This window comes from Winogradskyella aquimaris (assembly GCF_042676105.1).
GTDB classification, from domain to species: Bacteria; Bacteroidota; Bacteroidia; order Flavobacteriales; family Flavobacteriaceae; genus Winogradskyella; species Winogradskyella aquimaris.
Map to the genome: position 1 here is coordinate 931,842 of NZ_JBHTJQ010000016.1, position 20,658 is coordinate 952,499.

Consider the following 20,658-nt stretch of genomic DNA (forward strand, 5'->3'; position numbering starts at 1 on the left):
GATTTTTGATTCGGAAAAATTGTGATATTGATTTCAAAATATTTAGTACCTAATGGATATATGGGTATGACTGTTTTTCCTTTCTTGCTTTTAAAAAGTAAAACATTGAAAGAAAATAGGGTATTGATTAATCATGAAAAGATTCATTTAAAACAACAATTAGAATTATTGATTATTCCATTCTTTGTAATTTATGTACTCGAATTTTACATTCGATTGTTACAATATAAGAATAGGAAAATGGCCTATCGTAATATTTCTTTTGAACGAGAGGCTTTTGAAAACGAAAAAGATCTCAATTATTTAAAAAAGAGGCCTTTTTGGAATTTTATTGGTTATTATAGTTTTTAATATGATACAGAATAAAAAGGTTATAAATGAGACTGTAGGATTGAAAAACTCCTTTATTAAACTGGTAATTAAAAGAGAAGATCTTATTCATCCCTTTATTTCTGGAAATAAATACAGAAAGCTTAAATACAATATTTTAAAAGCAAAAGAACTTAAAAAAGCTACCCTCTTGACTTTTGGAGGAGCCTATTCCAATCATATCGCAGCAACAGCTTATGCAGGTAGATCAAGTGGGTTTAAAACAATTGGTGTTATACGAGGTGATGAGCTAAATAGGAAGATAGAGTCTAACCCAACCTTAAAATTTGCAAAATCTTGTGGTATGGAATTCAAGTTTGTTTCTCGAGAAGAATACAGACTTAAGTCAAAAAATAATTTTATAGAGAATCTCACAATTGAGTTTGGTGAATTTTATTTAATTCCTGAAGGCGGTACCAATGATTTGGCAGTAAAAGGTTGCGAAGAGATTTTAAACGATGAGGATAGCGATTTTGATTTTATTTGTTGTTGTGTTGGCACGGGTGGCACGATTTCTGGATTAATAAATGCATCAAAGCCACATCAGAAAATATTGGGTTTTCCAGCCTTAAAAGGTGATTTTATCCAAGAGGATATTCGTAAATTTGCAAGAAAGAATAACTGGGATATAATAACGGATTATCATTTTGGGGGTTATGGAAAAATAAAGCCAGAATTAATCACGTTTATTAATGACTTTAACAGAAGATATCATATTCCACTAGATCCTGTCTATACAGGCAAAATGATGTACGGTATTTTTGATTTGATAGAAAAGCAGTTTTTTCCTGACGGTTCAAAAATACTAGCAATTCATACTGGCGGATTACAGGGTATAGAAGGAATGAATATAAGACTGAAACAAAAAGGATGGCCTCAAATAGAATAAAAATTAGTGTCAAACATATGGCCTTGATCATAGTTATGTTTGCTTTTTCGTGTGGACCAAAAAAAGGGATTGTAACAAAAAAGAAGCAGCATAAGGAGACGACAAAGACTGAGGAAGTCGTGAAAATTGATAAAAACGATAAGGTTGAATCTACCGAAAACGAGGTAGAGGTTAAGCCACCAACCTCTACGGCTGTTTACATAGCAACATATGCAGAAATCGCTAAAGAAGAAATGCGCAAATACAAGATACCAGCAAGCATTACTTTAGCACAGGGAATTCTTGAGTCGGCATCAGGTAAAGGGAGACTAGCTGTTAAGGCTAACAACCATTTCGGAATTAAATGCCATGGTTGGACAGGTGCAAAAATTTACCATGATGATGACCGCTCCCAGGAATGTTTCAGAAAATACAAGGAAGCCGTATCTTCTTATGAAGACCATTCTAGGTTCTTAACAGAACGAAGACGATACCAAGATCTTTTCAAACTAAAACCCGATGATTATAAGGGATGGGCTAAGGGCCTAAAAAAAGCTGGCTATGCTACAGACCGTAAATATCCTGATAAATTGATTAGTTTAATAGAACGTTACCAACTTTATGAGTATGATCAAGAGGTTTTAAGTTCAAGTGACAAATCAATCGATATTGTAAGAGTGAATAGTGGGACCACTATACACATCGTGGCTAAGGGTGATACACTGTATTCTCTGTCTAAGCGCTATAATACGACCGTAGACGCTATTATAAGTATGAATAACTTAAGTTCTAATACGCTTGCTATTGGTCAAGAATTAAAGATTCCAAATTAAATATGTTATATCAAAGGAGCAGTGCATTGTTTAAGGATGCACAAAAAGTAATACCAGGTGGAGTTAATTCACCAGTAAGAGCATTTAAAGCTGTTGGTGGTACGCCAATTTTTGCTAAATCGGCAAAGGGTGCTTATATCTATGACGAAGATGGTAACCGATTTATAGATTATATAAATTCTTGGGGACCAATGTTGTTGGGTCATGCCTTTCCTCCAGTCGTAGATGCTGTAGTAGAGAAAACTAAGGAAGGAACTTCGTTTGGAATGCCCACCGTTCTAGAAACTGAGATTGCAGAACTCGCTGTTTCTATGGTGCCAAACATAGATAAAATCCGTTTTGTCAATTCAGGTACTGAAGCGTGTATGAGCGCTATTCGCTTAGCACGAGGTTATACAAAAAGAGATAAAATCATAAAGTTTGCCGGCTGCTACCATGGACATAGCGATTCATTTTTAATTGCAGCAGGTAGTGGTGCCGTAACGTTTGGTACTCCTAATAGTCCTGGTGTAACGCAAGGGACGGCAAAGGACACTTTACTCGCTATCTATAATAATATTGAGAATGTTAAAACTTTAGTAGAGGCTAATAAGGGCGAAATTGCTGCTATTATTGTAGAGCCGGTGGCAGGTAATATGGGATGTATTCCTCCTGTTGAGGGCTTTTTAGAAGGTTTAAGGTATATATGTGATACCAGTGATATTCTTTTAATTTTTGATGAAGTTATGACTGGTTTTAGGTTGGCAAATGGTGGTGTTCAGGAACTGACAGGTATAAATGCAGATATTGTTTGTTTTGGTAAAGTTGTAGGAGGTGGTTTGCCAGTTGGAGCTTTTGCGGCGCGAAATGAAATAATGAATTATTTGGCACCTTTAGGTCCTGTTTACCAGGCAGGAACTTTAAGCGGTAATCCTTTAGCGATGGCTGCTGGATTAGCTATGCTCAAAGCCATAAAGGCAGATAGAGGTTTAATGAATCGGCTAGAAGAGAAGACTAAATATCTTCATAATGGTATGACCGAGGCTTTAAAAAAAAATAATGTGACCCATACCATTAACCGTATTGGCTCAATGATTTCGGTTCATTTTTCTGAAGAACCTGTGGTGGATTTTGATAGCGCAGCAAAGGGAAATAATACGACTTTTAAAAAATTCTTTCATGGTATGTTAGACCAAGGAATCTATATTGCACCAAGTGCTTTTGAAACGTGGTTTATAAGCGATGCATTAACCTATCAAGACTTAAATGAAACCATCGCAGCGGTTGAGGAAGTTGCAAAGGTTTTATAACAAAAAAAGCTCCGAATTTTTGGAGCTTTTATTTTTTATGTCAATTCTATAAAATTTATAAGTCTTTTAAGTTTTCCTCAAAATAAGCTTCATAACGTTGGTACTGGGTCTCATTTAAAATACCCTGCATTTTCGTATCCAATAGCATTTTTATTTTTTCAACAGCACCTTCTTTTACCACTGCAGCATTCTTTAAATCTAATGTAGCTTGTGTATATTCTTGAAGTGCTAAATATACTTGGTCTTTTTGGTCATTATCGCATTTAATAAGCTGTATGAGTTCCCCAGTTTTTTCAGAAGCTATTTTGTTTACCTCAATTTTGTTGGACTGAGCCGTTAGCGATCCCGTTCCTAAGAACATTGCGAAAACGAATAAACCTAATGTGATTATCTTTTTCATTATGGATTGTTTAGTTATAAATAAGTCACTAAAATAATAATTTTATTTAAACCAAATGGCATTAATTCTTTTTCGAACCGATTAATTCTTTGCTCTTAGCTTTTTTTGTTTGTTTTTTTGCTGAAGCTTATTTCTTTCTAAGTATTTTTCGTACTGTTCCGTAGTTAGTACCTCCTTGAGTTTGTTATTTAAAGCCTCGCTGCCTCCACGCTTTTGCTTTCCTAATTGTTGTTTGATTTTTTCTTTACTCCCTTTGTCTTTTGAATCCATCATTTTTTTGATCTTTTGTTTTCTATTAAACTCACCTTCAAAATGATTCAGGTAAACTTCATATACTTTTTCTTGTTGTTCGGAAGAAAGATCTAACTGTTTAGTTAGTTTTTTGGTCTCGCTTTTGGCTAGTGCTTTAGCCTCATTGCCTTGCGTAAACTTCTGTTGTTCACTCTTAGTGTTTTCTTTTTTAACTTCAATTTTTTCTTGTGCGTTAAGGTTAAACGCTATAAATGAGAGAAGGATTAGAATTAATTTTTTCATCTGATAATGGTGTATTGATTCAATTCTTTAAAAATAGTGATTTTTTATAATGTTATTTAAATAGAGATAGTTTTTGTATGATTAAAATGGCTATAACCATTAATTTGTATCTTGTAGAAAGTAATTTTCATTCTATGGCTTATTGGGTTTCAACAGCTTTATTAATCTTAGGTTTTTACATTGCTATTAGCGTTGCTTTGTATTATTTGCAAGATTACATGCTATTTAAGCCTGAAAAGTTGCCTAAAGATTTTCAGTTCGATTATGAAAATCAGGAAACCAAAGAATATAACTTAGAAACAAGAGACGGTGCTGTAATCAATGGGCTTCGGTTTTTTCCAAAAGGAGAAAGTAAAGGTGTGGTTTTATACCTTAAAGGAAATTCTAAAAGTATAAAGGGTTGGGGGAAATTTGCTGTAGACTTTACAACACATGGCTACAATGTTTTGATGGTAGATTACCGAGGTTTTGGTAAAAGTACTGGAAAACGATCTCAAAAGGCCATTAAACGTGATTTGCAATTAGTTTACAACAAAATAAAGGAACAAACCACAGAAGACCGAATCATACTTTACGGTCGCTCTTTAGGTTCTGGTTTTGCAACAAAATTGGCTTCATTGAATAGCCCTAAAATGCTCATTTTAGATGCGCCATATTATAGCCTTACAAAAGTTACAGCACGATATGCTCCATTTATGCCTTTGTCTTTATTACTCAAGTATCCTTTGCCAACGTATAAATGGTTAAAATACGTACAATGTCCTATACATATTATCCATGGTACACATGATAAGTTAATTCCTTATAAAACAAGCGTGAAGTTGGCACAAATACAACCTAAATTAACCAAGTTACATTCCGTTATAGGAGGCGGCCATAAAAATTTGAACAATTTTGAATCCTATCATAAGATGCTCGATGATATTCTGAATAGCGAACCCAAAACCATAGATCTCGAAACCACAAGTATTAATGTCATTCACTCTTCAAAAAAAACTAAGAAAAACGCTTAAAAAAGTACTCATAGTACTTATAGGTTTGTATGTTATGATCGCATCTGCACTTTATTTTTTACAGGAAAAAATGATGTTTCTGCCGACGACTTTAGAGCAGAATTACGAATACCGTTTTAATCAACCTTTTGAAGAAATATTTTTTAATACCGATAAAGGAGCGAACATAAATGCCCTTCATTTTAAAACAGAAAATCCTAAAGGAGTGATTCTTTATTTTCATGGTAATGCTGGCGATTTAAGCCGCTGGGGTATTATCACCGAATACTTCGTCGAGAAAAATTATGATGTTTTAATAATGGATTACAGAACCTATGGTAAAAGTAAGGGTAAGCTTAATGAAGGTGCCTTTTATAAGGATGGTCAATACTGTTATGATTATTTGTTAAAGCATTACAAGGAGAATGAAATCACGTTGTATGGAAGGTCTTTAGGTACTGGCATTGCGTCTTATTTGGCATCTGAGAATACACCAAAACAACTGATTTTAGAAACACCCTATTATAGTATTGAAGATGTTGCAAAGCAACGATTTCCAATGTTACCTGTAAATATGCTTTTAAAATATCGTTTTCCTACGTTTCGTTATCTAAAGAAAACAGATTGTCCAATCACCATTATTCATGGCACTGAGGATGATGTAGTACCCTATTCATCTGCAAAAAAGCTCTCTCAATTAGATATTGATCATTTAGACTTTATAACCATTAAAAATGGAAATCATAATAATCTCGTTGAATTTGCTGAGTATCACTCAGCAATAGCTGAAGTTTTAGAATAAAAAAGGCTTCAATGTCAATTGAAGCCTTTTAATTTCAAGTTTATTATCAATGAAACTTAATCTTCTTTAGCAATTACAACTTTAGGGTCTAATATATCATTGATACGTTCTATCGCATCTGCAATATGAATTCTACTCATAGCATCACCACCTCGCGCATTTCTTAATTGCGAACGTAAGGTCTTCAACTCGGCTCTTACTACAGCTCTAATATCAGATTGACTTGTGTTTACTGCAGTAGCTTTAATATATGGACTTGGAGATCTTCCACTTTGATTTTCAGCTGTCATTAAATAGGCCAATCTATCAATATGTGCTCGTTGAAGGTTACGACGATACGTGTCTATTTTCTTACCCGTGCGTAATTCGCTCCAAATGCCTTGGCGTAAGTCTTTCATCATTTCAGGTAAAGAATATGCTTTGTCGTCATAAGTATGTGCTTCTGTTAAACGTTGCATTTTTCCTAAGCTTAAAACCGTATTTAATGATCTTACCTGTAAACCTCTTATACGGTCTATAGAGCCAGAATATTCTATACGGTCAAAGATATCCTTGTCAATCATCCATTCTGGGGTTGAAAACAAATTTTCCTGTAAAAATGCCATCGCTCTTTTTTGGTGTTCTTTAGGTACAGGTGTGTAAACAACGCCATCTTGTCCAGCAGCTTTATAATGCTCATAAACACCACCAATATTATTGGCAACATGGCCCATGTATCTATTAAATTGAGATACTACATGACCATACATTTCCTCTAGATCATCATAATCTTCACCAGCTTCTGTTGTCCAGTCAATTAAGTTAGGCACAATACGTTTTAGGTTTTTGATACCATATTCACTTGCGAGCATAGCATCGTCACCCAAATCCTCAGTTTGTGAACTAGGATCGTGAATATCACCAACTTGTTGATGACCAAAACGATACATTGGGTCGCCATCATGCTCTAAAATCCACTCATTGAGGATTTCTTTTTCTTCCTCAGCTGTTTTGTCTAGGATAGGCTTGTAACCCCATGCAATAGCATATTTATCGTAAGGCCCAATATTTGGCATTAAGGCTACACCTTCATCACCAGGTTGCGCCACGTAATTAAAACGTGCATAATCCATTATGGATGGTGCCGTACCATATTTTTGGGTGAACTCAGCATCTCTTAATTTTTCTACAGGATAAGCAACACTACTTCCCATATTATGAGGAAGACCAAGGGTGTGTCCAACCTCATGAGCAGATACGAAACGGATTAAACGTCCCATAACTTCATCTTTAAATTCTGGACTTTGGGCCTCTGGATTAATGGCTGCAGTTTGTACAAAGAACCAACCGCGCAATAAGGACATTACGTTATGGTACCAATTAATGTCACTTTCCAAAATTTCACCAGTTCTTGGGTCACTAACGTGTGGGCCGTTGGCATTAGGTATAGGAGAAGCCAAATATCTTACGACGGAATAACGAACATCTTCTGGTGTCCATTCTGGATCTTCCTCAGGTGAAGGAGGATCTTTAGCTATAATGGCTTCTTTAAATCCTGCAGCTTCAAATGCCACTTGCCAATCTTCAATACCTTGTTTGATGTACTTTCTCCATTTTTCTGGTGTCGCCCTGTCTATGTAGTAAACAATTTGCTTCTTTGGTACTACAAGCTCACCACGTTTAAACTTCTCTAAATCCTCATCCTTAACTTCCAGTCTCCATCGGTCTAAATACGTCAATGTTTTACTTCTTTGATCTTCTAAACCATAATCCGTAGTACTACTTGTAAACCAGCCTACACGCTCATCAAAATAGCGGCGTTTCATTGGGTTTTCTGGTAATAAAATCATAGAGTTATTGATCTCAATAGAAATGCTACCTGTACTTGAGTTTGAAGGTGGACGACCTGCAGCATAAGTCTTTACATGTCTCGCTTCAATATTTCTTGGATAGCTTTTTATGCTTTCTATAAACGATTTGTCACTTTCTAAACGAGTGACTCTATACCCTGTTCTTCTGAATTGCGGTAAGCCAAGGGATTTTACATCTTTTTCAAATAATGGCGATGCATCAATAACAGTACTAGTAGAATCTTTGCTGTAAGCTGCTATAGGAAACGTAAATAAAACGGGCTCAAAGTTTGAATTCTTAACCGCTTCATTTACAGGTAGAGAGTCAGCAGCAGTAACATTGTAGGATACAACGCGTAATATTACTTTTTTGCCTTTCTTTTCCCAGCGTAATACCTGCTCATTTTGCTTACCACCACCAAAACCAAGGCCGCTAGCAGTTTTTGAGATACGAGTTACCATTAACATTTCTCTGTCAAAAAGAGAATCCGGTATTTCGTAATAAAACTTATCGTCTAAAGAATGAACCGTAAAGAGACCTTCATCACTTTTGGCATCTTTAGTAATTACTTTATCGTAAGGTTTTGGGTCGTTTTTTCCTGGTTTCTTTCCAGCTGGTTTTGCCATTGCTGTGGCATCAGTTTTTTTGGATTTGCTGGCTTTTTTAGCTGTAGAACATGAAAAAGCCAAAAAAGCAGAAGCTACAAAAAGTAGCTTAATGGATAGTCGTTTCACTTTAGTCGGTTTTAAAAAATTTGCATGAAAATAAGGATTCTACTAAGAACCCATCAGCTCTAAAACCTATTTTATAATTTTTTTAACGCGCAATTATAGTGTGTCAAGGTACGCTTGAAGTAAAGCGACACCTTCATCATGTACTATGGTTGTACCAATAAATGGCATACTAAAGCCTTCATTGTATTCTGAAATCCGTAGTGAAATACTAAATTTTCTTTGAACTATTTGAGAATTTTCCAGAGAAGATTCAAGTGCCAGTCGTAAGGTAGATTGTGTTTCACAATCACCGCCTTCAATGTGGCAATGTGCACAGTTAATATCAAAATACGACCTAGCCCTATCTTCTAGAGATTCTGAAGTATCTTGCCAGTTAACGATAGATGAAACTTCTGAATTGCTTGATAAACCACTTAAATGCTGTTGATCAATGAAGTCATTCAATTGATTTATACCACTAATTTCAAAATTCATATTTCTTAGTTTTGGGCCAATTGGTGTTGTATAATCATATGTATGATGACAGGTAAAGCAATCTGTGTTGGATGGAATTTTATAGCTTATGGAATTTGTTTCTCCATCAGAATCAATCCAAGTTACAGGGACGACACTACCATTTAAATCCAAAACTGCTTCTGTTTGGTCGGCGTTCCATTTGTAATCTCCAGTTTCCCATTCTCCATTGATTTTTATGAGGACGCGTGTTTCTATAATTGTCTTTCCTAAAGTTAGGTCACGCTCGTCATTGTTGTAGTAAAAGGTTTTCGCGATAACGGTATTGTCAGGGAAAATTGGTAAACCGTCTCCATTGTATTGCATGGATGTATTCTCTGGTAATGCAATTAATCTTTGCTTATGGGCATAATCTGTAAAGAGTTGTGAATTAAGCTCATATTTAAAAGCACGTGAAGATATGTTTAAATCACTTAGGTCTCCTGTAAACAGGTTTAATTCCGATAGATTTGGTCTAAATTCTGCAACTATTAATGGGTCTTGCACAGGTGTTATAACGTCATCATTTTCACAAGAAAAGGATGTTATCAGAACGATGAATAGAAGCGCGATTTTTTTCATTTTAAAGTAACCAACTGATTTATAGTAAATGTGAAAATAGTAAAAAAGGCGAAATCAGCAAGTTGTACTTTAAAATGTATATTGATTTTAAATAAAAAAGGAATTGCATATCGCAATTCCTTTTTTAGTTTACTTAATCTTAAACCATTTCTACAAACAACCCTTCATCGGTCTTTTCAACCTTCGTTAGGCCGTGTTTGCCAAGGCCCTTAATGCCTTTATCCCAACCTTTATTGCTGAGTCCGGATTGCGATTTAAGCTCATTTAAATCCATGCGTTGTTGCTTCTTAAGAATCTCAAAAATAATTTTTTCGTTATCGCTTAATTCTACTTTTTTCTTCTCAGGTCTCATTTGTGGGAAGAATAAAACCTCTTGAATACTTTGATTATTGGTTAAGAACATAACGAGGCGATCCATACCAATACCCATACCTGAGGTTGGAGGCATTCCGTATTCTAGAGCTCGTAAAAAGTCGTAATCTATAGTGCCTGTCGCTTCATCGTCCCCTTTTTTAGCCAATTCTAATTGATGCTCAAAACGCTCGCGCTGATCTATGGGATCATTAAGCTCAGAATAGGCATTGGCAATTTCCTTACCGCAAACCATGAGCTCAAAGCGTTCCGTTAATTCAGGATTTTCTCTATGCTCCTTACACAATGGACTCATCTCTTTTGGATAGTCCGTAATAAACGTTGGTTGTATGTAATTGCCCTCACACTTCTCACCAAATATTTCATCTATCAATTTGCCTTTACCCATGGTGTCGTCTACCTCAATACCCATATCTTTGGCTGCGGCTCTAATTTCAGTTTCAGTTTTACCATAAATATCGAAACCTGTAAATTCTAATATAGAATCGCGCATAGTAATACGCTTGTAAGGCGCTTTAAAGTTGATTTTATGTTCACCAAAAGTGGCTTCCGTTGTACCGTTAACTGCAATAGCACAATGCTCTAATAGTTTTTCGCAGAATTCCATCATCCAGTTGTAATCCTTGTACGCTACGTAGATTTCCATTGCCGTGAACTCGGGGTTATGAGTTCTGTCCATGCCTTCATTACGAAAGTTCTTAGAAAACTCGTATACACCCTCAAAACCACCTACAATTAGTCGTTTCAAATATAGCTCATTGGCAATTCGCATATACAATGGGATATCCAAGGTGTTGTGGTGCGTTACAAATGGTCTTGCAGCAGCACCTCCCGGAATGGGTTGTAGAATTGGTGTTTCAACTTCAAAATAACCAGCATCATTAAAAAACTTACGCATAGCGTTGAACAACTTTGTACGCTTTACAAATACATCCTTTACGTGTGGATTAACAGCTAAATCTGCATAACGTTGTCTGTAACGCTGTTCTGGATCTGTAAATGCATCGTAAGTTTTTCCATCTTTTTGCTTTGGGATTGGCAGTGGTTTTAAAGCTTTGCTTAATAATTTAAACTGCTTTACCATTACGGTTTTCTCACCAACCTTTGTGGTAAATAATTCACCTTCAATACCAACAAAATCTCCTAAGTCGATTAGTTTTTTAAAGACATCATTATACAATGTTTTGTCTTCACCAGGGCAGATTTCATCACGGTTAAAATACACCTGGATACGTCCTTCGCTATCCTGTAATTGAGCGAAAGAAGCTTTTCCTTGAACATTAATTGCCATAAGACGACCAGCAACCACCACTTTTTTACCTTCTTCATAGTCAGATTTTATCTGTTTGGAAGTGTGCGTCACAGGATATAAATCGGCTGGATAGGGATTAATCCCCAATGCGCGTAATTTTTCTAACTTTTGACGTCTTACTAATTCTTGTTCTGAAAGTTGCATTTTGTAAATCCTTTAGGACGGCAAAATTAAGGTATTTATTTAAAGTATAAAACAAAGAAAACTGCTAAAGAATAATAGTTTTTAGCAGTTTTGTTTGAGGTGAGCTTCCAATTATTTTGAAGCCACAATATTCCCTTTTATTTTTAGGATTTTGTTACCACCTTCAGCATTAGAAGTTACCGTAATGGTTTTTGTAAAGGCGCCAAGCCTTTTAGTGTCATACTTAATTTTTAATTCTCCAGATTTTCCAGGTAAAATGGGTTCTTTTGAATAGCTTGGTACAGTGCAACCGCAACTGGTCCTTACATTGGTGATTAACAAAGCTGCATCACCTTCGTTAGTAAAGGTAAATAATCGTGTGCCGTCAGAATACTGCTCAATGGTTCCGTAATCAATGACTTCACTTTCAAATGAAATGATCGCTACTTTACTTGCTTTACTTTCAATCTTGTTTGAAGTTGCATTGAATAATCCTACGGAAAGGATAAAAATTAGAATAGTGTTTACTGTTCGTTTCATAGTTTAAAAATTTTTGATTCATTTGAAAACAAACTTCAAACTTGGAAGTGAAAATATCTAAAATAAAGGGTTGGAAATCGGTACTAGTACTGAGGTTGAATTTTATAACTATTTGAAAAACAGAGATTTTACTTCGTCTCGGGATTGAACTTCTAATTTTCTGTAAATGTTATTGGTATGTGTTTTTATGGTGCTTACACTCAAAAATAAGGCCTCTGCGATATCTTTATTTGTTTTATCTTGGAGTAAATGCTCTAATACAACTTGTTCTTGTTTGGATAGTTTAGACTTTAAATTTTTAGGTCGAGATCTCTTGTTTTTCAAATTGTTGTAGAGAAGGAATAAATTAATCAAAACTGAAGTGGCAAGAATAAGGTAAAGGTATACATCAAAGGAGTTGCTGTTGTCTTCTTTGGATGAAGTGAGCATAAAGCGGTCAGCCGCTAATTCATTTTTGTACTGAACGGTGTAAGGCGCTTTAGGATAGGTGGCTTCAAGCCTTTCTTTGAGGTTGTCATAATACGAATTGTCTTTTAAATCTTGAACATAGTAACTGTGCAAATCACTGGTTCTATCCGATAGATAAGCATAAATGGCCAATTCTGCGATTGGTTCATTAAGGCTCTCTCCAAAACTCTGTAAGGTTTTAAACCATTTTTTGTTATTTAATTTTCGGTTAGCCTCTGTTCTAACTTCAGAATAGGCGAACCGCATTTCGTTTTTAAGTGAGTCTATCCTCAAAAACGCATTGGCTTTTGGATTGTTGGATTCTACTTGGCAGAACACCTGATTACCAAAGGAAAAAGGAAGTTTTAATGTGTCCGTATTTTTAGCTATAAAAAGCAATTTTTCACTATCGCTACAATGCCCATTAAAGTGATTAACATCGGCTCGGTTTTCGGGGCATTTGTCAACATGAATGCGATAGATTCTATTTTCAGCATCAAGCATATTACCTTTAAATTCAAAGAAACCAGTTTCGTCTGCTCTGGTTTTTGCAATAATCTGCTCGGAATAAACCCCAGACATTTTCCGATAATCCTCTACAATAGAAAGGTAAACTGTATTTTGCCATTCACTAGGTATAGTGTAGCCAGAGAACGAGTACTGCGCCTTTGCAACCCAGCTTATCATTAAGCATACTATAAAACATCTTAATTGCATAAAACGAATCTACGTAATTTTATAAAATTCTTACAGTTACAATGTAATAAGTGTAACAAATTTAACATGATAGCGTCCAATAAGAGCATCAAATCATCAAACGAAATTATGAGTATCTGGCGTGTTATTTTAGCTATTATTTTTCCACCCTTAGCAGTTGTAGATAAAGGTTGTGGGTCTTTTTTAATTACCTTCATATTGTGGATTTGCGGTTGGGTTCCTGGCGTTATTGCAGCTTTGGTTATTCTAAATAACCCTGAACGATAAATCCGTATCTTTGCACTTTAATACATTAAAAAAGTGCATATGAGAATTATATTTTCCTTATTACTATTTATTGTTTTTTTCTCGAGTTGTAATGTTACTGAATCGATTGTTTTTAATGATGAACAATCAGGTGAATACCTAATGACTTATGAAATGGGTGATGCAGTCAAAGCCTTTACAGATAAAATGGGTGGAGGTCAGACCGATCCAGATAAGAAAGAGAAAGGTGAAGTTATGGACACAACCATGGTTTTTGCTGATATAATGGAAACTTACAAAGATAGTATTGCGGCTTTACCTGAGGAAAAGCGTCAGGCAATGGAAGCTGTAAGGGATATGTTTATGACCATGAAAATGAATGAAGATGAGGGTGTAATGGATATTGGAATTGGATTAAATTTTGAGTCGTTAGAGGATTTAAGGGATATACAAGAAAAAATCAAAAAAGTGCAAAATCTTAATGGTCAAGGCGATCAGCTAGATGCCATGAAAAATGGATCGCCCATCGGGAAGTTTATGGGATCCGATGACGAAAGGGTAACTTATGAAATGACTGCTAATGGGTTTGAGAGACTAACAGCTGTAGACTTTACAGAAGAAGAACTGGAATCCATGTCTGATCTTTTTGATGACACCGATGAAAACGATAAGGAATTTATGCAGTATTTTGAAGAATCGTACTATAATATTAAGTTGACATTTCCTAAAGAGGTAAAGTCTGTATCATTTAAGGATGCCGAGATTTCTAGTGACCGAAAGACAGTAACTTACAAAGCAAATTGGATTGACTATTTAAAAAATCCTTTGTTATTAGATGTGAAAGTTGAGTTTGTTGATGAATAAAATTGTAAGATTTCAAGATTTAGGCTTAAAAGATTTTAAAGAAACCTGGGATTATCAGGAAACCCTTTTTAAAGCCATTTTAGATACTAAAATTAAGAATAGGAGAGAAGAGGCAGGCCTAGTCACGGATAACCATTTTCTATTTGTAGAGCATCCGCATGTGTATACTTTGGGTAAAAGCGGTGACTTGTCTAACTTGTTACTTTCAGAAGAACAATTAGCAGAAAAAGGCGCAACCTTCTATAAAATCAACAGAGGTGGTGATATCACCTATCATGGTCCAGGGCAAATTGTAGGTTACCCTATTCTAGATTTAGACAATTTTTTTACGGATATACACAAATACCTTAGGTTTTTAGAGGAAATCATTATTCTCACCTTGGCAGAGTATGGTTTAAAAACCGAACGAAGTCCGGGTGAAACTGGAGTTTGGTTGGATGTGGGAACTCCATTTGCGCGAAAGATTTGTGCTATGGGTGTACGTGCCAGTCGTTGGGTAACCATGCATGGTTTTGCGCTAAATGTTAACGCCGATTTAGGGTATTTTGATAATATTATTCCTTGTGGTATTCGTGGCAAAGCGGTGACCTCTTTAAATAACGAACTTGGTGTAGACAAAGTGGACGAAGAAGCCGTGAAAACTAAAATTTTAAAGCATTTTAAAACGCTTTTTGAAGCTGAATTTGTTTAAGTTTTTAGGCGCTTTACTGACTTTACGGTAAAAAATACAACTAAAGCTTGTGCAAGTGCATTTATAATGACAATTAACCAAAAAATGTTGGTTGAGTTCTTATAAATCCCATGTTTTGGAAAAAGTCGGTTCCATAAGCTGATTGGGAAGGAAATTATTTCATCAATGATATGGATCAAAATTCCAGGCTCTTTATGACCAAAATAAAAGGATAAAGAAAACCCCAAGATAATATCCACTAAAAAAACGAGAAGGAATAGCTTTAAAAACAGTTTCATTATCAAGTATTTAATGCTGCTTTTTCACTTTCATTAATTCTACTAACATCAACTAGCGTTTTTCCGTTCAGCCTTTGTGCCACATAGACAAACTTTTGCCCCCATTCTATTTCTTCGGGTTTGTAAGATGTTCTAGAGTACACCATTTGACCAGAGGACTCGTCAAAAGCCTTGAGCACTGCAATAAATTCAAAATCCTTTTTCTCATAATCACTATTGTGGAGTCCATAAAGCGGACTGTTGTTATCAATAGGATGAACCACGGTCCACATGGAAGGAAAAAATCTTACATTGTCTCTCTCTAAATCCAGGATGTGAAAATCCCTCAGCTCAGAGTTTTCGCGTTTCATGGATACACTAACATTAATTACTACGTCTAGTAATTCATTTTTTTGTGGATTAACAAGCCTAAACATAAAACCATTAATGTCATGGTAGGGTGCAATGACAGCTTTTTGACTAAACTTTATTTTAGATATTGGTTTAGAAAAACGTCCATAAAGTAAACCTGTAGCCAAGGCAAAAAACAAAAGACCAAGTAATGATTCTATCGCTGCTACTATATTGGTTAATAAACCTATAGGAGCGACTTGACCATAACCCAAAGTAGTTATGGTTTGAGCACTAAAAAAGAAAGCTTCCATAAACTGCTCAATGGGTGTTAAACCACGAATGCCGGTTAAATTTTCTATTCCAATAAGGCTGTAAATCGTAGCAAAAAAGGTATTGACAAGAAAATAGGTGAGCACCACAACTCCGAAAAAGTGAGACCATTTCATGGTTACCAAACTATGAAAGAAATTTAAGCGCTCAAGGAAAGTAATGTTGGTTTTTTCGATGTTGAAACTCCCATCTTTATTTAAGGCACGATAGCCTTTTGAAGACGATTTTTCACCTAAACCAAAATCTTCAAAACTTTCTTTTATGTGTTTTGCCATATGGCTCTAAATTAGGAAAAAAGGATGAAGTTTTTATTGGTTTTCTGTGTTAAAAAATACTTTATAATAGTGCATTTTTTTATCCTCATCGTAACCGCGTTCTAAATATTCGGCAGAGGCATCAGGTGCGTCGACATCGAGTTTTATTTTTATGTTGGTATCTAGCTTTATTTCGGTTTTAATCTTTTGTTTTTGCTTTTTTAGGACACGTTCAGAGACATCAAATTGGTTTCTGATCAGTACGTTATTTTCAGCTTCGTAGGTTTTTTTATAGTCCTCAAAGAGCTGTATTTGGTCTTCTTCATCAAACACTTCTTCTTTAAAGGTTTCAATATTTACAATTTCATTTTCTTTAAAAAAGTCTACCGTCTTTGCCAAAAAATTACTCTGCTCTTGGCCACCAAAACTTGGTTGTAATACCTCTTTAGAAAACTCTCTGCATAGCTCTATACAATTTTTGGTGTGTTGGTTGCTATCGTCTGGGTATTTAATATTTAGAAAGCTTTTAATCCAGTATTGCGTATCGTAGGTATTGTTGTCTACGCTAAACACTATTTTACCTTCCATGTCCGAGGTGTTTAAGATTAAACAGCCCTTATCTACCTTTTTTGCCTGTATACCTTTTTGCACCAAAATATCGTAATTTCCAGACTCTAAATAGGTCTGAAAAAATTCAGTCTTATTTTCAATTTTATATATACCTATGGCATCTACAAAAAAGTCTTCGTATTGAATGTTTTCAAAATGACAAACCAGTACATCTCCTGTTTTAATTTGAGCGGAATTACTTTGCTCGTACAGATGTGTTACAATGTGTTTTGAGGTCTCTACAAAATCAGCTTCCTCTTTAAAAAGTTGATCAGAATAGGTGTTAATCTCATTAAGCCCAACATTACTATGGTGATGGAAACGATAACTTTCGGCAATACTCACAAAGGGTTTTAGTAAGTAAGGTAACATAAGGTTGTAGGTGGCTTCATCAAAATGTACTGTAGCATCAGAAAAGGCGTTTTTGGTATCATTGAATTTATTGCCAACCTTATGAATAATACAGTGTTTTATGGAAGCTTTTTGTCTCTTGATCATTGATAAGTAAATAAGAAAATAAGTGTTTGCAATACTACAAAAGGTATGGCTTAAAACTAAAGAAAACGCCAAAATAAATTTGGCGTTTTCAAGACTCGGGGACTTCGAGATTTGGTTATCGTCATTCGCTCAACTAAAACAATCTTAATTAATCTTATTTAGTTGAGACGAAAATTTTCCTAATTATTCAACAAGAGTTAATATGTTGATTATTAGAACTCTAATATATCAAATACTATTGACACATAAAAATGAAACCTTAAAATGGTAAATAATTTAGTGCAGTTTGTAAACAATGATGGTTTTGTCGTCTGCTTGAGTTATTAATTCTAAGTCTTTGTCTTTATCAAGCTTTTGCAATTCTGCAGCCGAAGTTCCAAATACTGGAAAATTAGGAATTGGTTTTGCTTGACTGTCATATAGATAAACCTTTTTAGATTGGAGATCCGTTAAGGTAACATATATTTTGTCATTGAGATAGTAAATTCTAGGTGCGGTGTAAACACCATAATCTAAGTCCACGCGACGTGATTTAATAAAGAGCTTGTTCTCGTACATGGAGACCAGCGTTTTGCTCGTGGTTGCTATATTGTGTTTGTCTGTTAAATTAAGATCTTTTCGGTTTATTTTTCCTTTAGAATCCATTTGTACTAATTGCCCAAGGGTATTAGAGGCTGTGAATTTATTTTGATACAAATAGATCTTGTTATCCGAAAAACGAATCTTGTCTGTAACATTAATCCTAACATTACCTTGACGATTAAGAACCTTCAGCTGATCTTCTGTAGAAAATACTATATAATCCTTGGTTCCAATTCTAAAATGCATAGGTTGGGAGGTAATGACTTTATTGTTGCTTTTGTATGAAAAGCCCTTAACCATTTTTCCTTTTGCATCATACATTAGTAGGTTTTTGCCTTGGGTAACAAGTAGCCTGTAGTTCCTGTTTTTATCATAGTCAAAAACAGATAGCGGCTGGGTAACTTCGTCATTAAATTTAAAAGGAAAAGGCGACACTTCATTACCGTTTCTGTCTAAAACATAGAGTCGATTAGGAGTTACGAAGGCTAATTGTAATCTTCCATTTTTATACATGTCTATTTGCTCTATTTCTCCAAGTATTTTTCCTTGTAGTTGTTTTTTCCAAAGGATGTTGCCGGAATTAGAAATCAGATATAGCACATTGTCTATGTCTTGGACAGCAATATCATGTGTATTATTAACATGGTTTTTTACGGTTTGAGGTGGAGAAATTATCTGTTTGCCAATAGAAGTTGTAAAGCTTTCGGTCACCGAATTTGAAGCCGCTTTTTTTCTGAATTCTTCTATAATACCATTAACATGGGCGTAGTTATCTTCATAACTATACTGCACGACGTTGGCATGATAGTTTTTAATGTTTAGATTTAGGTGTTCGGAAAGTGCTTCGTTGTTTTTATAAATAAATATTGAAGATTCATCAGTTAAATTTTTACTTATATTTTTAAAGGCTTCAGAGTTTGCAATCGTATTATTGTTTAAAACATCTGAAAGGATGGATTCTATCAATTCTATCGAGTTCGAAAAAACAATAAAATCATCATATTTTGAAAAATAGTTGGCGGAATCATAATTAATGATGGGGTGTAGTTTCAATTTAAAAAAATCAGGTGTGCCGAATTCATATATTTCGATATCTCTAAATGTTTTGGCAATTGATTTCTCCTCAATGCTCTCAACAACTAGATTGGCATCTAAAGAATGGAGTATAAGACTGTTGTCCACTAACGCCATTTCATTAGTGAAATTTAAAAATGTTTTGGTGCTGTCTTTTACTTTTCCGTTTAAATGATTTAGGTTAGTATGGAAAACTGCGAAGTCGTCATAAGCAAAGGCCATCAATGATTTGGTAGAGGCGGGTGCGATATGTAATGTATTTATTTCTTGGGGAGTTGTATTTTTAAAACAATCGATTAATCGCGAAATGGAATCATTTGAAATAGCAACACCATTAAAATGTAAGTTTTTTTCAGATAGGCTTAAATCCAAAGAAATATAATTGTTAGCGGAATCTTTAAGCATTTCAGAAAACAAAAGATTTGAATAATCTTTTCGATTTGCTTTAAAAATTAATGAAACGATACTTTTTTTATCTGTTGTTTCAATTAGTTTAGAGAGTTCATCATCTTGGTTTGTTGGCTTTAGTTTTTTTAATTCTTCAAGATTATTGGATAAGGCAAAAACATTATCATAAGTTTTATGATAAACTATGGCAGAGTCAATTTGGGTCTTGGTAATGTCTATTTCGGAAATATTTTCGGAAATATAATTTGGTATGGAGTCTATTGCAAAAACATTGGGCGTGTTTTTTGTCAAAACGAGATAGTTGGCATTCTGATTACCGAAAAAGACAATATAAACCCTTTCTCTAGTATTAAAATTTTTAAGAATTGAAGCCGGAGCTTTTAGACTCCTATTATAGATGCCATTAAGTATGGTATGTTCAGAACTTTGGATAAAGTCGTTTAATTCGTTTACGGAAATAATAACTTCTGATTTGGAAGGAAAAAATTTATAAAAGTGATCCGGTGTGTTATAATCCCTTTGGCAAGACACCAGAATGAATGGTATAATCAATAAAAATCCAAATTTCCCCATGTACACTTATTAATGATACAAATATAAAAAGTTAAAAGTCTAAACAGTATTGCTCTGGCAATAATCTAAAGGATTTTCTGTGATATTTTGTCACACCATATTTTTGAATAGCAGCTCTATGTTCCTTTGTGGGATAACCTTTATTCTTTTTCCAGTTATACATGGGGAATTCATTATGTATATTTTCCATAAAAAGATCTCTATACGTTTTTGCCAAAATAGATGCAGCTGCAATATTTAGATATTTACTATCTCCTTTTATAATGGTCTCATGAGGTATGGTGTTGTAGGGTTTAAATTTGTTTCCGTCTACAATAATAAAATCAGGAACAGTGCTCAGTTTTGAAATAGAGCAGTGCATTGCTTTTATGGATGCGTTTAAAATATTAATAGTGTCGATCTCACTTTCAAAAATATGGTGTACCGCAAAAGTTACAGATTCCTTTTCGATTATTGGTTTCAGGCTCATTCTCTGCTTCTCTGAAAGTTTTTTAGAGTCATTTAAAATGTCATCATTAAAATCGGAAGGCAAAATTACTGCCGCAGCAGTAACTGGACCAGCTAAACAGCCTCTGCCAGCTTCATCTGTTCCGCATTCAAAATTGTATTTGGAAAACTGTGTTTTTAGAGCCAAAATGTTAAAAATTTAAACAAAGTTAAAATTTAAACGCAACCCTTTTCC

Annotated in this window: 21 protein-coding genes; 9 read left to right on the forward strand and 12 right to left on the reverse strand. The window is 34.7% G+C overall.

Going from position 1 to position 20,658, the window contains the following annotated elements; all coding sequences use genetic code 11:
- The first annotated feature begins 18 nt into the window (after positions 1-18).
- From ACFQ1K_RS14220 to hemL, 4 genes are read left to right on the forward strand one after another with little or no spacing between them, the layout of a single operon-like run.
- On the forward strand, positions 19-351 hold the full coding sequence (locus ACFQ1K_RS14220) for a hypothetical protein (RefSeq protein ID WP_320556799.1): 333 nt from the start codon (positions 19-21) through the stop codon (positions 349-351).
- A 1-nt stretch (position 352) separates the two neighbouring features.
- Complete coding sequence (locus ACFQ1K_RS14225) at positions 353-1,258, forward strand: 1-aminocyclopropane-1-carboxylate deaminase/D-cysteine desulfhydrase (RefSeq protein WP_320556793.1); 906 nt, start codon at positions 353-355, stop codon at positions 1,256-1,258.
- Between the two features lie 17 nt (positions 1,259-1,275).
- A complete protein-coding gene (locus tag ACFQ1K_RS14230; protein WP_320556792.1) occupies positions 1,276-2,070 on the forward strand; it encodes a glucosaminidase domain-containing protein in 795 nt (264 codons plus the stop codon).
- A gap of 2 nt (positions 2,071-2,072) precedes the next feature.
- Positions 2,073-3,359: a glutamate-1-semialdehyde 2,1-aminomutase gene (gene hemL / locus ACFQ1K_RS14235; RefSeq protein WP_320556791.1), complete on the forward strand. Its 1,287-nt coding sequence runs from the start codon at positions 2,073-2,075 to the stop codon at positions 3,357-3,359.
- A 55-nt stretch (positions 3,360-3,414) separates the two neighbouring features.
- Here the strand turns inward: hemL and ACFQ1K_RS14240 are convergent, their stop codons facing one another.
- Together ACFQ1K_RS14240 and ACFQ1K_RS14245 are read right to left on the reverse strand one after the other, a co-directional pair.
- Positions 3,415-3,759, reverse strand: coding sequence for a hypothetical protein (locus ACFQ1K_RS14240; protein ID WP_320556790.1), 345 nt, complete (start codon positions 3,757-3,759; stop codon positions 3,415-3,417).
- A gap of 81 nt (positions 3,760-3,840) precedes the next feature.
- Positions 3,841-4,293 carry a hypothetical protein gene (locus ACFQ1K_RS14245; protein WP_320556789.1) on the reverse strand — a complete coding sequence of 151 codons (453 nt, stop codon included), beginning with the start codon at positions 4,291-4,293 and terminating at the stop codon, positions 3,841-3,843.
- Positions 4,294-4,427: 134 nt separating this feature from the next.
- Between ACFQ1K_RS14245 and ACFQ1K_RS14250 the strand changes: the two genes are divergently transcribed.
- Both ACFQ1K_RS14250 and ACFQ1K_RS14255 read left to right on the forward strand, forming a co-directional pair.
- Positions 4,428-5,306 carry an alpha/beta hydrolase gene (locus ACFQ1K_RS14250; RefSeq protein ID WP_320556798.1) on the forward strand — a complete coding sequence of 293 codons (879 nt, stop codon included), beginning with the start codon at positions 4,428-4,430 and terminating at the stop codon, positions 5,304-5,306.
- Complete coding sequence (locus tag ACFQ1K_RS14255) at positions 5,266-6,087, forward strand: alpha/beta hydrolase (RefSeq protein WP_320556788.1); 822 nt, start codon at positions 5,266-5,268, stop codon at positions 6,085-6,087. Before ACFQ1K_RS14250 ends, ACFQ1K_RS14255 begins: the two co-directional genes overlap by 41 nt.
- A 56-nt stretch (positions 6,088-6,143) precedes the next feature.
- On the opposite strand, the gene ACFQ1K_RS14260 is transcribed toward ACFQ1K_RS14255, so the two are convergent.
- The 5 genes from ACFQ1K_RS14260 to ACFQ1K_RS14280 all read right to left on the reverse strand — a co-directional run bounded on the left by ACFQ1K_RS14260 (position 6,144) and on the right by ACFQ1K_RS14280 (position 13,206).
- The gene (locus ACFQ1K_RS14260; protein WP_320556797.1) at positions 6,144-8,543 is read right to left on the reverse strand and encodes a zinc-dependent metalloprotease; all 2,400 of its coding nucleotides are present in this window, start codon (positions 8,541-8,543) and stop codon (positions 6,144-6,146) included.
- Between the two features lie 201 nt (positions 8,544-8,744).
- Positions 8,745-9,725 carry a hypothetical protein gene (locus ACFQ1K_RS14265; RefSeq protein ID WP_320556787.1) on the reverse strand — a complete coding sequence of 327 codons (981 nt, stop codon included), beginning with the start codon at positions 9,723-9,725 and terminating at the stop codon, positions 8,745-8,747.
- A gap of 139 nt (positions 9,726-9,864) precedes the next feature.
- Positions 9,865-11,553: a lysine--tRNA ligase gene (gene lysS, locus ACFQ1K_RS14270; protein ID WP_320556786.1), complete on the reverse strand. Its 1,689-nt coding sequence runs from the start codon at positions 11,551-11,553 to the stop codon at positions 9,865-9,867.
- 111 nt (positions 11,554-11,664) lie between these two features.
- A complete protein-coding gene (locus tag ACFQ1K_RS14275) occupies positions 11,665-12,072 on the reverse strand; it encodes a DUF1573 domain-containing protein (RefSeq protein WP_320556785.1) in 408 nt (135 codons plus the stop codon).
- Between the two features lie 108 nt (positions 12,073-12,180).
- Entirely contained in the window at positions 12,181-13,206 is a 1,026-nt protein-coding gene (locus tag ACFQ1K_RS14280; RefSeq protein ID WP_320556784.1) for a response regulator transcription factor, read from the reverse strand.
- Between the two features lie 138 nt (positions 13,207-13,344).
- On the opposite strand from ACFQ1K_RS14280, the gene ACFQ1K_RS14285 reads away from it, so the two are divergent.
- From ACFQ1K_RS14285 to lipB, 3 genes are read left to right on the forward strand one after another with little or no spacing between them, the layout of a single operon-like run.
- Positions 13,345-13,503, forward strand: a complete 159-nt coding sequence (locus ACFQ1K_RS14285) for a YqaE/Pmp3 family membrane protein (RefSeq protein ID WP_320556783.1) — start codon at positions 13,345-13,347, stop codon at positions 13,501-13,503.
- 39 nt (positions 13,504-13,542) lie between these two features.
- Positions 13,543-14,346 carry a hypothetical protein gene (locus ACFQ1K_RS14290; RefSeq protein WP_320556782.1) on the forward strand — a complete coding sequence of 268 codons (804 nt, stop codon included), beginning with the start codon at positions 13,543-13,545 and terminating at the stop codon, positions 14,344-14,346.
- Positions 14,339-15,037, forward strand: a complete 699-nt coding sequence (gene lipB, locus ACFQ1K_RS14295) for a lipoyl(octanoyl) transferase LipB (protein WP_320556781.1) — start codon at positions 14,339-14,341, stop codon at positions 15,035-15,037. Before ACFQ1K_RS14290 ends, lipB begins: the two co-directional genes overlap by 8 nt.
- On the opposite strand, the gene ACFQ1K_RS14300 is transcribed toward lipB, so the two are convergent.
- The 5 genes from ACFQ1K_RS14300 to ACFQ1K_RS14320 form a co-directional block, all read right to left on the reverse strand.
- The gene (locus ACFQ1K_RS14300) at positions 15,034-15,315 is read right to left on the reverse strand and encodes a hypothetical protein (protein ID WP_320556780.1); all 282 of its coding nucleotides are present in this window, start codon (positions 15,313-15,315) and stop codon (positions 15,034-15,036) included. The two genes, lipB and ACFQ1K_RS14300, sit on opposite strands and share 4 nt — an antisense overlap.
- A 2-nt stretch (positions 15,316-15,317) precedes the next feature.
- Positions 15,318-16,253, reverse strand: coding sequence for an ion channel (locus ACFQ1K_RS14305; protein ID WP_320556779.1), 936 nt, complete (start codon positions 16,251-16,253; stop codon positions 15,318-15,320).
- A gap of 33 nt (positions 16,254-16,286) precedes the next feature.
- Positions 16,287-17,339, reverse strand: a complete 1,053-nt coding sequence (locus ACFQ1K_RS14310) for a nucleoid-associated protein (protein WP_320556778.1) — start codon at positions 17,337-17,339, stop codon at positions 16,287-16,289.
- A gap of 276 nt (positions 17,340-17,615) precedes the next feature.
- Positions 17,616-19,976 carry a ribonuclease HII gene (locus tag ACFQ1K_RS14315; RefSeq protein ID WP_320556777.1) on the reverse strand — a complete coding sequence of 787 codons (2,361 nt, stop codon included), beginning with the start codon at positions 19,974-19,976 and terminating at the stop codon, positions 17,616-17,618.
- A 31-nt stretch (positions 19,977-20,007) separates the two neighbouring features.
- Positions 20,008-20,610: a ribonuclease HII gene (locus ACFQ1K_RS14320; RefSeq protein ID WP_320556776.1), complete on the reverse strand. Its 603-nt coding sequence runs from the start codon at positions 20,608-20,610 to the stop codon at positions 20,008-20,010.
- Positions 20,611-20,658: the final 48 nt, after the last annotated feature.

What these genes read in the sequence shown, in the direction of transcription:
- ACFQ1K_RS14225 (WP_320556793.1), top strand. Translation starts at nt 353, where the DNA reads ATGATACAGAATAAAAAGGTTATAAATGAGACTGTAGGATTGAAAAAC.
- ACFQ1K_RS14230 (WP_320556792.1), top strand. Translation starts at nt 1,276, where the DNA reads ATGGCCTTGATCATAGTTATGTTTGCTTTTTCGTGTGGACCAAAAAAA.
- hemL (WP_320556791.1), top strand. Translation starts at nt 2,073, where the DNA reads ATGTTATATCAAAGGAGCAGTGCATTGTTTAAGGATGCACAAAAAGTA.
- ACFQ1K_RS14240 (WP_320556790.1), bottom strand. Translation starts at nt 3,759, where the DNA reads ATGAAAAAGATAATCACATTAGGTTTATTCGTTTTCGCAATGTTCTTA.
- ACFQ1K_RS14245 (WP_320556789.1), bottom strand. Translation starts at nt 4,293, where the DNA reads ATGAAAAAATTAATTCTAATCCTTCTCTCATTTATAGCGTTTAACCTT.
- ACFQ1K_RS14250 (WP_320556798.1), top strand. Translation starts at nt 4,428, where the DNA reads ATGGCTTATTGGGTTTCAACAGCTTTATTAATCTTAGGTTTTTACATT.
- ACFQ1K_RS14255 (WP_320556788.1), top strand. Translation starts at nt 5,266, where the DNA reads ATGTCATTCACTCTTCAAAAAAAACTAAGAAAAACGCTTAAAAAAGTA.
- ACFQ1K_RS14260 (WP_320556797.1), bottom strand. Translation starts at nt 8,543, where the DNA reads ATGGCAAAACCAGCTGGAAAGAAACCAGGAAAAAACGACCCAAAACCT.
- ACFQ1K_RS14265 (WP_320556787.1), bottom strand. Translation starts at nt 9,725, where the DNA reads ATGAAAAAAATCGCGCTTCTATTCATCGTTCTGATAACATCCTTTTCT.
- lysS (WP_320556786.1), bottom strand. Translation starts at nt 11,553, where the DNA reads ATGCAACTTTCAGAACAAGAATTAGTAAGACGTCAAAAGTTAGAAAAA.
- ACFQ1K_RS14275 (WP_320556785.1), bottom strand. Translation starts at nt 12,072, where the DNA reads ATGAAACGAACAGTAAACACTATTCTAATTTTTATCCTTTCCGTAGGA.
- ACFQ1K_RS14280 (WP_320556784.1), bottom strand. Translation starts at nt 13,206, where the DNA reads ATGATAAGCTGGGTTGCAAAGGCGCAGTACTCGTTCTCTGGCTACACT.
- ACFQ1K_RS14285 (WP_320556783.1), top strand. Translation starts at nt 13,345, where the DNA reads ATGAGTATCTGGCGTGTTATTTTAGCTATTATTTTTCCACCCTTAGCA.
- ACFQ1K_RS14290 (WP_320556782.1), top strand. Translation starts at nt 13,543, where the DNA reads ATGAGAATTATATTTTCCTTATTACTATTTATTGTTTTTTTCTCGAGT.
- lipB (WP_320556781.1), top strand. Translation starts at nt 14,339, where the DNA reads ATGAATAAAATTGTAAGATTTCAAGATTTAGGCTTAAAAGATTTTAAA.
- ACFQ1K_RS14300 (WP_320556780.1), bottom strand. Translation starts at nt 15,315, where the DNA reads ATGAAACTGTTTTTAAAGCTATTCCTTCTCGTTTTTTTAGTGGATATT.
- ACFQ1K_RS14305 (WP_320556779.1), bottom strand. Translation starts at nt 16,253, where the DNA reads ATGGCAAAACACATAAAAGAAAGTTTTGAAGATTTTGGTTTAGGTGAA.
- ACFQ1K_RS14310 (WP_320556778.1), bottom strand. Translation starts at nt 17,339, where the DNA reads ATGATCAAGAGACAAAAAGCTTCCATAAAACACTGTATTATTCATAAG.
- ACFQ1K_RS14315 (WP_320556777.1), bottom strand. Translation starts at nt 19,976, where the DNA reads ATGGGGAAATTTGGATTTTTATTGATTATACCATTCATTCTGGTGTCT.